Below are 13,483 nucleotides of genomic sequence, written 5' to 3'. Positions count from 1 at the left end.
TTTCAATTTCTGTTGTTTTATAGTAAAGTATTTAAATGACTTTTAATATAATTTATATTGTTCTATAATATTAACTACTTGCCTCGGTGGCTCAGTCTGGTAGAGCGCGAGACTTGTAATCTCGTGGTCGCGGGTTCAATTCCCGTCCGGGGCTTTTAATTTAATATTTTATTATGAAAATTTTTAAAATATAGTGGTATTATAGTAACCTTTATATACTTGTAATATAATATTATTATTAGTATGTTATCTACATACATTTTTGTATGTGGGTCCGTAGGGTAGCTTGGTCGATCCTTTGGGCTTTGGGAGCCTGAGACTCCGGTTCAAATCCGGGCGGACCCATCCTTCCCGCCTTAGCTCAATTTGGCAGAGCGTTGGACTGTAGATCCAAATGTTGCTGGTTCAAGTCCGGCAGGCGGGATTTCAATTTAATTATTAAAAAATCATATATATTTTTCTGAAATATCATTGATTTATCAAAACATTTATATATGATGAAAATTATAATTAATTTGTAGTGTATACTTACTATTTAGGTCATGTGCCCTGGTGGTGTAGGGGCTATCATGTGGGCCTGTCGAGCCCGCGACTCGGGTTCAAATCCCGGCCAGGGCGCTCACTGCTTAAGTAGTTAGATATATCATATAGGCCTGTAGCTCAGTCTGGCAGAGCGCCTGGCTTTTAACCAGGCGGCCGCGGGTTCAATTCCCGTCAGGCCTGTTTCTAATTTTATATTTTAACTTTTCTATTCGGAGGAAAAAATTTGCAAATTGATATTCAAGACCATAAGCTTGTACCAAAGCATGAAATCATGACTGAAGAAGAAATTTCAGTTGAATTTAGTGATGCGGATTATGATATTAAAAACCTTCCTAAAATTAAATCTGGGGATCCGGTTGCAAAAGCTATCGGCGCAGAACCTGGAAATATTTTAAGAATAACCCGTGAAAGTCAAACAGCAGGCAAATTTGTGACTTATAGGATTGTAGAAGATTAATACTTAAATATAAATTTAGATGTGTAAAGTTTAATATAGTATAATTTCTGTATTTTTTGTTTTTTTAAGAAATTCATTATAATAAATTGAACTTAGTTTGAGAGGAATTATCTTTAGAGGATAGTTAGGAGTAAATTAAGAAATAATGATTAAATGAATTAGTTAAATTAGGTTTAGCCTAATACATTTTATTTTTATTTAGTTAATTATTTTTATTGTGTTACGTAATGCTGGAGGATATCCATGACAGAGAATAATTGGAAATTAGTTGATGCATTTTTTGACAAATATGATTTAGTGGATCATCATATTAAATCATACAATGATTTCGTGAACAATAGGATTCAGAATATCATTGATATTACAGAACCTATTACCTTAGATGATGGTAAATACACTTTAAAAACTGGTAAAGTTCGTATTGAAAAACCTTCAAATAAAGAGGCAGACGGTTCACGTAGTGAAATTGATCCAACTGAAGCAAGACTTAGAAACTTGAATTATTCCGCAGACATGTATCTTGAAATGGCGTTAAATGAAGATGGAGAAGAAAACGAATTGGAAGAAGTATATATCGGTGAATTGCCGGTTATGCTCAAATCTGACATTTGCCATCTCAACGGCCTTACTGCTGAGGAATTAATTGAAAAACATGAAGACCCTCAAGATTTAGGAGGATATTTCATTGTAAACGGTTCTGAAAGGGCTGTTGTAACAATGGAAGAAATCGCTCCGAATAAAATCATTCTTGAACGTATTGATGAACCTGAAGACAGACATGCAAAAGCTGTTGTTACTTCAATTAAAAGTGGTTTCAGAGCTAGAATTACTCTAGAATACAAAAAACCTCGTAAAAATGGAGTGTTCTTAAGAATCTCTTTCCCATACCTTCCTGGTGAAATTCCATTAGTTATCTTGTTGAGAGCTCTTGGATTATGCACTGACCAAGAAATTATTACAGCAATCTCCGATGATAATAATTTCCAAATGATGGTTGCGGATGACTTGCAAGTATCTTCCGAATCATTGAAATTAGACCAAAGGGAAATGGAAGGCATGACCCTTGATGAAAGAAGAGAATACATGAGAGATGCTGCCATCAAATACATAGGTAACAGAGTAGCTAAGAACATGCCTAAGGATTATCGTATCAAACGTGCAAAAGACGTTGTTAACCGTTACTTATTACCTCATATGGGTACTGAAGAAGAAAGATGTTATGATAAAGCTATTTACTTGGCTGAAATGACTGAAATGTTGTTAGAGGTCATCGAACAGAAAAGAGAACCTCATGACAAGGACCACTACACTAACAAAAGGCTCAGAGTATCTGGAGATTTAATGGAAGACTTGTTCAGAGTAGCTTTCACAAACCTTACAAGGGACATGAGCTACCAACTTGAAAGAAGCCTTTCCAGGGGTAAGGAACTATCCATTAAACAGGCTGTTCGTAGTGATGTTTTAACTGAAAACATCAAGCACGCTATCGCTACCGGAAACTGGGTAGGTGGAAGAGCGGGGGTAAGCCAATTGCTGGATAGAACCAGTTACATGGGTACACTCTCTCACTTGAGACGTGTCGTTTCTCCATTGACAAGAAGCCAACCTCACTTTGAAGCAAGAGATTTGCACCCAACCCAATTCGGTAAGATCTGTCCTAACGAAACTCCGGAAGGACCTAACTGTGGTTTGGTAAAGAACTTGGCTTTATTGTGTAACATTTCAGAAGGTTCCGATGAGCAAGAGATTATTGATGTTATTGAAACTATGGATGTTGATTTGATTTCAAGGAGGTGAAAGGTTGTCTAAGAAGATTAATGCAGCGTTAAAAAGAGCATATCATTACTTTGGTTTTGAAGAGGTCATTCCTTATGAAGAGGCTGAAGGTAAAATTGAACACTTAAAAGGAATTCCTGCTGACGAAGCTGTTGTCGTCAAAGTAAATAAATATGCTGATGAAATCGCAGAATATTTTGAAAATGAGAAAAGAGTTGCAAGTACCGAGTTCCCTGTAGCTTTTGCTAAAGGAGAACCTAGAAAAAGTTGGGAACATTATACTGATGATTTCCCTGAAGATATCTTTGATAGTGAAATCGAATCAATTGAAGTCGAGGATTCCCAAGCTGAAGAGGAAGAGATTATTGAAGATGCAGGAGAAATTGAATCCGTTGATGATGATGACATTGAAGATGTAGGTGAAATTGAATCCGCTGATGAAGATATTGATGATGATGACGGTGAAATTGCACCTGTAGTCAGTGAACCGCTTCACATTGAACCTAAACCTAACAAAACCAAGATTTACATCAATGGTGAGCTTTTAGGTTACTGTGAAGACCCTGTTAACTTCACCCAAGAAATGAGAGAGAAAAGAAGAAACGGTGAAGTCTCACATGAAATGAACATTACCTATTATGAAGACAATGATGAGATATACATTTTCAATGACCCTGGAAGGGCCAGAAGACCATTAATCATTGTTGAAGATGGAGTTCCTCTTTTAAGAGAAGAACACATGAACAAGGTTGCTAACGGCAAACTTAAATGGGATGATTTAATCAACAGTGGTCTCATCGAGTATTTGGATGCTGAAGAAGAGGAAAATTCATACATTGCAATGAATTTCGCAGATTTGAATGATGAACACACTCACTTGGAAATCGACCCTGCCACAATGCTTGGTATCTGTGCAGGCATTATTCCGTTCTCAGATCACAACTCTTCTCCAAGGAATACCATGGAAGCAGGTATGACAAAACAGGCATTAGGTTTATATGTATCCAATTATGCATTACGTACCGATACAAGGGCACACCTATTGCACCATCCTCAAACTCCTATTGTTAAAACACGTATTATCGATTCAACCAATTATGATTTAAGACCATCCGGTCAGAACTTCGTTGTTGCATTAATGTCCTATGAAGGATACAACATGGAAGACGCAATGGTTATCAACAAAGGTTCCCTCGAAAGGGGACTTGCAAGATCTTCCTTCTTCAGGGCTTATGACACATCCGAGAAAAGATACGCCGGTGGTCAAGTGGACAAATTTGAAGTTCCTGATAAGAACATCAAAGGATACAGGTCAGAGGAAGCTTACAGAAACCTCGATGAGGACGGTGTGGTAAACCCTGAATCATATGTGGAATCCGGTGATGTGTTAATCGGTAAAACTTCCCCACCAAGATTCTTGGAAGAAAACTTTGAATCAGGACTTACAGAAAAGAGAAGGGAAACTTCCGTAACTGTAAGACACGGTGAAAAGGGTATTGTTGATGCAGTGCTCTTATCCGAAACTGTTGAAGGTTCAAGATTGGCTAAAATCAGAGTAAGGGATACCAGACAACCTGAATTTGGTGACAAATTCGCATCAAGACACGGTCAGAAAGGGGTTGTCGGTTTGATATTGTCCCCTGAAGATGTGCCATTCACAGAATTCGGTGTTGTGCCTGATTTGATTGTTAACCCTCACGCGATTCCGTCCAGGATGTCCATTGGTCAGGTGTTAGAGATGGTTGCAGGTAAAGCAGGTTGTCTTGAAGGTCAACGTGTTGACGCAACTCCATTCAACCAGACACTTGAAGATGAAATCAAACAGCAACTCATCGACAATGGATTTGAATCCGCAGGATGCGAATCATTATACAGTGGTGTGACCGGTGAAAGAATCGATGCAGAGATTTTCGTCGGTGTTGCATACTATCAAAAATTACATCACATGACAACTGATAAGGTTTACGCTCGTTCAAGAGGTCCTGTACAAGTGCTCACACGTCAACCTACAGAAGGTAGGGCACGTGAAGGTGGTTTAAGATTCGGAGAAATGGAAAGAGACTGCCTCATTGCACACGGTGCAGCATTAACCTTAAAAGAAAGACTTCTTGATGAATCAGATAAATATGAAGCAATTGTTTGTGACAACTGTGGAATGTTAGCAGTATTCGATAAGAATAGAAATAAGAAATACTGCCCTATCTGTGGAGATGTGGAAACATATCCAGTTGAAATTTCATACGCATTTAAATTATTGTTAGACGAACTTAAGAGTTTATGTATTTTCCCTAAACTAAAATTAGGAGATAAAGCATAATTACAGTTATAAAGGAGCCAATACATTGAAAGGATTTATAAAAAAGATAGAAAGAATCAACTTCGGGCTAATGTCTCCTGAAAACATTCGTGACATGTCTGTTGTTACTGTTGAAACTCCAGATACCTATGAAGATGATGGTTTCCCTATTGAAAAAGGTCTAATGGATCCTCGTTTAGGTGTTATCGACCCAAGTTTAGTTTGCAGAACTTGCGGTTTCAGAGGTGGGGATTGTCAAGGCCATTTCGGTAGTATTGAACTTGCAAGACCGGTTATTCACATTGGTTTTGGTGATGTCATTCACAAGATTTTACGTTCAACCTGTAACGAGTGCGGTCGTATCCTTTTAAACGACAGCCAAATCGAGGAATACACCCAAAAAATCAATGACGCAATGGATAACAGGGAAAGTTTAAATGCAATCTTGAAAGAGGTTTATAGGATTGCAAAAATCGAAACCAAAAAATTACCTGAAGATGATGAGGAAGTTGACCCTAAACACTGTTGTCCTCACTGTGGTGCACCTCAAGAAGCTATTATTTTAGACAAGCCTGTAACTATCCGTCAGGGTGATTACAAGTTGACTGCTTCCGAAGTGCGTGAAAGGCTTGAAAGAATCAGTGATGAGGATTCATTAATCTTAGGTGTTAACCCTGAAGTAGCTAGACCTGAATGGTTAGTATTGACTGTTCTTCCTGTTCCTCCAGTAACTGTAAGACCTTCAATCACTTTTGATACTGGTGAGAGATCAGAAGACGACTTAACTCACAAACTTGTAGACATTCTCCGTATCAACCAACGTTTACTTGAAAACATGGAAGCTGGAGCTCCACAACTAATCGTTGAGGACTTATGGGAATTATTACAATATCACGTTACAACTTACTTTGATAATGAAGCAAGTGGAGTGCCACCTGCAAGACACAGGTCTGGTAGACCACTTAAAACCTTAACCCAAAGGTTAAAAGGTAAAGAAGGACGTTTCCGTTCCAACCTATCCGGTAAACGTGTAAACTTCTCCGCACGTACAGTAATCTCACCTGACCCAAACATTAGTATTAACGAGGTCGGTGTACCTGAAATGATTGCAAAAGAAGTTACCGTGCCTGTATATGTTAACGAATGGAACATGGATGAAATGGTCAAATACATCCAAAACGGTCCTGACATACATCCTGGTGCAAACTACGTAATCAGAAACGACGGAAGAAAAATCAGAGTACGTAATGAAGAAACCAAGGAATTGATTCTTGAACAATTGGAACCAGGATTTATCATTGAAAGACACTTGAAAGATGGAGATATGGTTTTATTCAATCGTCAACCTTCACTGCACAGAATGAGTATGATGGCACACGAAGTAAGAGTCTTACCTTACAAGACTTTCAGATTAAACCTTTGTGTATGTCCTCCATACAACGCAGACTTCGATGGGGACGAAATGAACATGCACGTATTCCAAACTGACGAATCCCGTGCTGAAGCAAAATCATTGATGCGTGTACAGGAACACATCTTGTCTCCAAGGTTCGGAGGACCTATTATCGGTGCTATTCACGACCACATTAGTGGAGCATACCTCCTGACCCGTGACGGTGTCGAATTCACAGAAGAACAAGCATTACAAATTATCAGAAAATCACACTTGAAACTCCCAACCTTCAAAGGAGGACAATGGGTATTGAAAGACGACCCTGAATTCGGTGAAGAGTCATACATCTTCAAGGATGAGGGAGATATGTGGACTGGTAAGGAATTGTTCTCTTTATTATTACCTAATGACTTAAACTTATCCTACAGTGCCGAAATTTCCAAATGTCCTGTAGTATACCCTGCTGAAGACGCTACTGTTGTAATCAAGGACGGTATTCTCGTGCAAGGTGTAATAGATGAATCCGCTTACGGTTCATTCTCAGGTAAAATCTTGGATAAAATCGTTAAGGAATATGGTCCTGGAAGGGCTAAAGAGTTCTTAGACCGTTCCACTGATTTAGCTATCTGTGGAATCATGAAAACAGGAATCACCACATCATTAAACGATGAGGAAATTCCTGAAGAAGCTCAAGACCGTATTAACGAGCACTTGGATAAAAAGATGGATGAAGTAGATAAACTTGTAGAGGCATATGAGGAAGGATATCTCCAAGCTTTACCTGGTAGAAGTTTAGAAGAGACTTTAGAGATGAAAATCATGCAAGTTCTTGGGGAAGCTAGGGACATGTCCGGTAGCATTGCGGAAAACTACCTTACCATGGGTAAACAATCCGATGATGACCCATATGACCATGTAATGGCAGTTGAAAACCACTCTGTAGTAATGGCACGTACCGGTGCAAGGGCATCCATGTTGAACCTTACCCAGATTACTGCTTGTGTAGGACAACAAGCGGTTAGGGGTGGACGTATCGAAAGGGGATACCTGAACCGTACATTACCTCACTTCAAGAAAGGTGAGTTAGGGGCTAAAGCGAAAGGATTTGTGCACTCAAGTTACAAATCAGGTCTTGACCCAATTGAATTCTTCTTCCACGCTATGGGAGGAAGGGAAGGTCTTGTAGATACAGCGATTCGTACAGCTCAATCCGGTTACATGCAGAGAAGACTCGTAAACGCATTACAAGACTTGCAAGTTAAACCATCCGGACTTGTTACTGACAACCAAGGTAATGTTATCCAAACTATGTTTGGAGAAGATGGAGTAGATCCTGCAAAATCTGACTTTGGTAAACCAGCAGATCTAAACAAACTTATTGACGAAATAAGAATGGAAGGTAAGTAGGTGTAACTATGGATGAAATTGAAACTAAAGTAAGAGAAACTATTGCTCAACTCAATGAGGAAGAAAATCAGAATATCGATTTTCCAGATAGTTATATCAGTGATTTATCAAAAGCTTATGTCAAAAACGACTTGACTGATGATGAATTAGAAAAACTTATCAGGAAACTTAAACAGGCCTATGACCGAGCTCACGTTGAAGCTGGCGAGGCTGTTGGAACAGTGGCTGCACAATCTGTAGGTGAACCAGGTACTCAGATGACCATGCGTACTTTTCACTATGCAGGGGTAACTGAGTTAAACGTAACATTAGGTCTTCCAAGACTTATTGAGATCGTTGACGCAAGAAAAGATATTGCTACTCCAACAATGGACATTTATTTTGATGAAGAAAGACGCAACGATGAAGAATTTGTTAGAACCTTAGCTAACCAAATCGGTAAGAGTACCGTAAATGATATCCTCAAGGATTTCAATTTAAACTATGGTACCATGGAAGTTGAGGCGGTTTTAGATTCTAAGAAAATTGAAGAGAAAAGACTCGATAGGGATGAAATTGATGCAGCTATTGGAAAGGCTTTCAAAAAGGCTGTTATCAATGGCGATGAAATTACAATTTCCTCTGCTAAATCCGACAAATCAGAATCTAAGTTTGAAATTCGTGAACTCCGTCTATTGGCGGACAAGGTTCGTGATTTACAAATCAGTGGTATAAAAGGTATCGGTAAAGTTATTATCCGTAAGGATGATAGGGAATGGATTATCCACACTGAAGGTTCAAACCTCAAGGAAATCCTCGATATGGACGGTATCGACCATGTGAGAACCACCACTAACAACATTCATGAAATCGGTGAGGTTTTAGGTATTGAAGCGGCTCGTCAGGCTATTATTGATGAGGCTCAAAAAACCCTTTCTGAACAAGGTCTTAGTGTTGATGTAAGACATATCATGTTAGTTGCTGATATTATGACCTCCGAAGGACATGTCAAGTCCATTGGAAGACACGGTATCAGTGGTGAAAAATCAAGTGTATTAGCTCGTGCAGCTTTTGAAGAAACCGGTAAACATTTACTTAACGCAAGTATTCGCGGTGAAGTGGATGATTTAACAGGTATCATCGAAAATATTATTATTGGACAACCAATACCTCTTGGTACCGGTTCAGTCGGTGTCAAAATGGATTATAAAAATGAATAGGAGGCTAGATGATGGACGTAGATAGAGGAATCAGGGTTGCTGTTGACACTGGTGATGTGACATTAGGCTCTGAAAAATCAATTCAATCTTTAAAATTAGGAAAAGGACAACTTGCAGTTGTTGCTGCTAACGCTCCTAAAGAAATTCTTGAAGATGTTGAATATTATGCAAATCTTTCCGAAATTCCATACGTTGTATATGATGGAACTAGTGTAGATTTGGGTTCTGTTTGTGGTAAACCTTTCACTGTTGCTACATTAATCGTAAACGATCCAGGAGATTCTACAATATTAGACGATTTGAGGTAGATTTAAGTGTCTATTAAATTTAGTGCAAATGAAATTAGATACATAGCTCTTTTCGAAAATATGACTGGAGCAATGGTTAAGGATTGCATTATCGATGATGAACATGGTAAAGTAACATTCGTTGTTAAGAATGGGGATATGGGACTCGCTATCGGTAAAGGTGGAAGTTCTGTATCTAAAGTTCAAAGGGCAGTGGATAAGGGCGTTGAAATCATTGAATTAGATGAAGATCCGATTCAATTCATTAAGAATTGCCTATCTCCCGCAACGTTACAATCTGTTAAAATTTCTCAAAAGCAATCAGGCGAGAAAATAGCTATTGTTACAGCAGATAATACCAATAAACGTATCGCTATCGGTAAAAGTGGAATCAATATTGAAAGAGCTAAACTATTAGTCGATAGACAGCATAATATTGATAATATTATTTTAAAATAGCTTTCGGGCTATTTTAATTTTTTCATTTGTTTTTTTTAAAAAACTTTTTTTATTTTAATTTTACTAGTAAAAATAAATACCTTTATAAAGGGGTATGTATATATATTTAACATAAGATATCTGTACTTTTTTACAACATGACTATGTGTGCTTTTTGTCATTGTTTAATCTTATTTCAAGATATCTTCTCTTAGATAACTCAGTTATCTGATTATATTATTTATACTGATTTATATCTTAAAATTTAGATTGTACTATGCAAATGGTATAAATCGCAGCGGTGGATTTTAAGATATGCGTTTTAACAAAAAATTCGAGGAAGAAAATATGCCAGGACTTTTTGCTGCAAAAAAACTTAAAAAGAATAGACAAAATTTTAAGTGGAAAGATGTAGATTACAAAAGAAGAGCTTTAAGATTAGATGTTAAAGCTGATCCTTTAGAAGGAGCTCCTCAAGCAAGAGGAATTGTAATCGAAAAAGTAGGGATAGAAGCAAAGCAACCTAACTCTGCTATTCGTAAATGTGTACGTGTTCAATTGATTAAAAACGGTAAACAATTAACTGCTTTCGCACCAGGTGACGGAGCTATTGGTTTTATCGATGAGCACGATGAAGTAATGATTGAAGGAATCGGTGGACCATCCGGAAGATCCATGGGAGATATTCCAGGGGTTCGTTGGAAAGTTTCCAAAGTGAATAACGTAGCTTTATCAGAAATGGTAAGTGGAAAAATTGAAAAACCTGTAAGATAAGGAGTTATATTTATGAGTAAATTATTCGATAAATGGGATCTCGATGAAGTAAAAGTTGAGGACTTAGGTTTAGTCAAATATATCTGCTTAGACGAAACTTTAGTTCCACATACTTCTGGTAGACATGTAAAAAGACAATTCGCAAAATCTAAAGTATCAATTGTTGAAAGATTAATGAACAAAATCATGAGAACCCATCTCAACTCAGGTAAGAAAAACAAAGCTTACAACATTGTTAAAGATGCTTTAGAAATTATTAACAAAAGGACTAAAAAGAATCCAGTTCAAGTTTTAGTTACTGCAGTTGAAAACACTGCACCTCGTGAAGAAACCACCCGTATCAAATACGGTGGTATCGGTTACCAAGTTGCTGTGGACATTTCTCCACAAAGAAGGGTTGACCTTTCATTAGGTTTCTTAACCAGAGGTACTTTACAATCTTCATTCAAAAACAGAAAATCTGTTGCTGAATGTTTAGCTGATGAATTGATTCTTGCATCTGAAGAAGATTCAAGAAGTTTTGCTTTACAAAAAGCTGAAGAGAAAGAAAGAGTTGCTAAAGCAGCACACTAATCATATAATATTTATTTAGGTGGTTACTTTGAGTAGAAGAGACAAAATGATTGCAAAAATCAAAGAATTGATGTACGAACCTGAACAAATCAGAAATATTGGTATCTGTGCTCACATCGATCACGGTAAAACCACTTTATCTGATAATCTCTTAGCAGGTGCTGGAATGATTTCCGAAGAACTTGCTGGAGACCAAAGATTCTTGGATTTTGACGAACAAGAACAAGCTCGTGGTATTACTATTGACGCAGCTAACGTATCTATGGTTCACGATTACAAAGAGAAAGAATACTTAATTAACTTAATCGATACTCCAGGTCACGTTGACTTCGGTGGGGACGTAACTCGTGCTATGAGAGCTGTAGACGGTGCAGTAGTTGTAGTATGTGCTGTAGAAGGTATTATGCCTCAAACTGAAACTGTATTCAGACAAGCATTAAAAGAAAACGTAAAACCAGTTTTATTCATTAACAAAGTTGACAGATTAATCAACGAGTTAAAATTAGAACCTGAAGAGTTACAAAACAGATTCTTGAAAATCTTCATGGAAGCTAACAAGTTAATCAGAAACATGGCTCCTGAAGACAAAAAAGAAGAATGGAAATTAGACTTCACTGACGGTAGTGTAGCATTCGGTTCAGCATACCACAACTGGGCTATCAACGTTCCAACCATGCAAGAAACTGGAATCAACTTTAAAGATATTATTGATTACTGTAATGCTGAAAATGAAAAAGAATTAGCTAAAAAAGTACCTTTATCCGATGTATTATTAGGTATGGTAGTAGAACACTTACCTTCACCTAAAGTTGCTCAAGAATACAGAGTACCTAACATCTGGGATGGAGACATCGACTCTCCTGCTGGTGAATGTATGATCAACACCTCCCCTGACGGACCTTTAGCTGTAATGGTTACCAACGTATCTGTAGACAAACACGCTGGTGAAATCGCTACCGGTAGGGTATACGGTGGAGCAATCGAAAAAGGTACAGAAGTTTATATGGTCGGTTCTCACGGAAAATCCAGAGTACAACAAGTAGGTGTGTACTTCGGTCCTGAAAGAGTTAACACTGACAAAGTTCCTGCAGGTAACATCGTATATGTTGCTGGTGCAAAAGGAGCTATCGCTGGTGAAACCTTATGTTCTCCTGACCACAAAATCAAAGAGTTCGAAGGTTTAGAACACATTTCAGAACCTGTAGTTACAGTAGCTGTAGAAGCTAAAAACACCAAAGACTTACCAAAATTGATTGAAGTATTAAGACAAACCGGTAAAGAAGACCCTACCGTTAAAATCGATATTAACGAAGAAACCGGTGAACACTTAGTTTCCGGTATGGGAGAACTTCACTTAGAAGTTATCGGTTACAGAATCAACGAGAAAGGTGTGGACATCACAACTTCCGAACCTATTGTTGTATACAGGGAAACCGTAAGACAATTATCTCCACAAGTTGAAGGTAAATCTCCAAACAAACACAACAGATTCTATATCACTGTTGAACCTATCGAACCTGAACTCTACAATGCAATCCAAGAAGGAGACATTAAAGAAGGTAGAGTAAAAGGTAAAGAAGCAGCTGCTGACTTTATGGAACATGGTTTAGATAAAGAAGAAGCTAGAAGAGTTTGGGCTGTTCACAACAGAAGCATTTTCCTTAACATGACTCGTGGTATTCAATACTTGGATGAAGTTAAAGAGTTATTACTTGAAGGATTTGAAGCTACCTTAGAAAGCGGTCCTTTAGGTGAAGAAATCTCCATGGGATTAAAATTCAAACTCCATGATGCAAAACTTCACGAAGACGCAGTTCACAGAGGACCTGCACAAGTATTGCCTGCTATCAGAAACGCTATCTTAGGTTCCATGATGCTTGCTGAACCTGCATTACTTGAACCAATGCAAAAAGTAGTTATTGACACTCCAAATGATTACATGGGTGCATGTACTCGTGAAATCCAAAACAGAAGAGGTCAAATCGTAAACATGGGTCAAGAAGGAGACATGGCAAGAATCGAATCCAAAGTTCCTGTAGCTGAAATGTTCGGTTTCGCTGGAGACATCAGATCCGCTGCTGAAGGTAGATGTTTATGGTCTACTGAAATTGCAGGATTTGAACCACTCCCACGTGAGATGCAAAATCAAATCGTAAGAGAAATCAGACAAAGAAAAGGCTTATCCGCAGAACCATTCCCTGCAAGCCACTACTTAGGAGATTTATAAAATTAAAATTTAAATTTTTAATTTTTTATATTTTTATAAAAATTCATGAAAAAAACATTATCTATTTATATGTTGAAAAATATATAATAAATTTAAGCTATCATTTAAGCTTA

At 37.8% G+C, this 13,483-nt stretch carries 10 protein-coding genes and 5 tRNA genes; all 15 read left to right on the top strand.

Annotated elements, in window-relative coordinates:
• Window positions 1-80: 80 nt before the first annotated feature.
• The 15 genes from MBBTH_RS06695 (at window position 81) to MBBTH_RS06625 (ending at window position 13,370) form a co-directional block, all read left to right on the top strand.
• A tRNA-Thr gene (locus MBBTH_RS06695) sits at window positions 81-154 on the top strand.
• Between the two features lie 116 nt (window positions 155-270).
• Window positions 271-345 (top strand) — tRNA-Pro (locus MBBTH_RS06690).
• A gap of 5 nt (window positions 346-350) precedes the next feature.
• A tRNA-Tyr gene (locus MBBTH_RS06685) sits at window positions 351-424 on the top strand.
• A gap of 122 nt (window positions 425-546) precedes the next feature.
• A tRNA-Asp gene (locus MBBTH_RS06680) sits at window positions 547-618 on the top strand.
• Between the two features lie 31 nt (window positions 619-649).
• Window positions 650-723: transfer RNA gene (locus tag MBBTH_RS06675), tRNA-Lys, on the top strand.
• 43 nt (window positions 724-766) lie between these two features.
• Window positions 767-1,000 (top strand): DNA-directed RNA polymerase subunit H, encoded by a 234-nt coding sequence (locus MBBTH_RS06670; protein ID WP_116592281.1) that lies wholly within the window; start codon window positions 767-769, stop codon window positions 998-1,000.
• Window positions 1,001-1,243: 243 nt separating this feature from the next.
• Window positions 1,244-2,797, top strand: a complete 1,554-nt coding sequence (locus MBBTH_RS06665; RefSeq protein WP_116592280.1) for a DNA-directed RNA polymerase subunit B'' — start codon at window positions 1,244-1,246, stop codon at window positions 2,795-2,797.
• Window positions 2,798-3,272: 475 nt separating this feature from the next.
• On the top strand, window positions 3,273-5,093 hold the full coding sequence (rpoB, locus tag MBBTH_RS06660; RefSeq protein WP_116592308.1) for a DNA-directed RNA polymerase subunit B: 1,821 nt from the start codon (window positions 3,273-3,275) through the stop codon (window positions 5,091-5,093).
• Between the two features lie 25 nt (window positions 5,094-5,118).
• Window positions 5,119-7,872 carry a DNA-directed RNA polymerase subunit A' gene (locus MBBTH_RS06655; protein ID WP_116592279.1) on the top strand — a complete coding sequence of 918 codons (2,754 nt, stop codon included), beginning with the start codon at window positions 5,119-5,121 and terminating at the stop codon, window positions 7,870-7,872.
• An 8-nt stretch (window positions 7,873-7,880) separates the two neighbouring features.
• Window positions 7,881-9,071 carry a DNA-directed RNA polymerase subunit A'' gene (rpoA2, locus tag MBBTH_RS06650; RefSeq protein WP_116592278.1) on the top strand — a complete coding sequence of 397 codons (1,191 nt, stop codon included), beginning with the start codon at window positions 7,881-7,883 and terminating at the stop codon, window positions 9,069-9,071.
• 8 nt (window positions 9,072-9,079) lie between these two features.
• Complete coding sequence (locus MBBTH_RS06645) at window positions 9,080-9,379, top strand: 50S ribosomal protein L30e (RefSeq protein ID WP_116592277.1); 300 nt, start codon at window positions 9,080-9,082, stop codon at window positions 9,377-9,379.
• Window positions 9,380-9,385: 6 nt separating this feature from the next.
• Window positions 9,386-9,817 carry a NusA-like transcription termination signal-binding factor gene (locus MBBTH_RS06640; protein ID WP_116592276.1) on the top strand — a complete coding sequence of 144 codons (432 nt, stop codon included), beginning with the start codon at window positions 9,386-9,388 and terminating at the stop codon, window positions 9,815-9,817.
• Window positions 9,818-10,144: 327 nt separating this feature from the next.
• Window positions 10,145-10,570, top strand: a complete 426-nt coding sequence (locus tag MBBTH_RS06635) for a 30S ribosomal protein S12 (protein WP_067044341.1) — start codon at window positions 10,145-10,147, stop codon at window positions 10,568-10,570.
• Between the two features lie 12 nt (window positions 10,571-10,582).
• A complete protein-coding gene (locus MBBTH_RS06630; RefSeq protein WP_116592275.1) occupies window positions 10,583-11,143 on the top strand; it encodes a 30S ribosomal protein S7 in 561 nt (186 codons plus the stop codon).
• A 28-nt stretch (window positions 11,144-11,171) separates the two neighbouring features.
• Complete coding sequence (locus MBBTH_RS06625) at window positions 11,172-13,370, top strand: elongation factor EF-2 (protein WP_116592274.1); 2,199 nt, start codon at window positions 11,172-11,174, stop codon at window positions 13,368-13,370.
• Window positions 13,371-13,483 lie beyond the last annotated feature (113 nt).

This window comes from Methanobrevibacter thaueri (genome assembly GCF_003111625.1).
In the GTDB taxonomy this organism is placed as follows: Archaea; Methanobacteriota; Methanobacteria; order Methanobacteriales; family Methanobacteriaceae; genus Methanocatella; species Methanocatella thaueri.
This window is presented reverse-complemented; position numbering and strand designations above follow the sequence as displayed.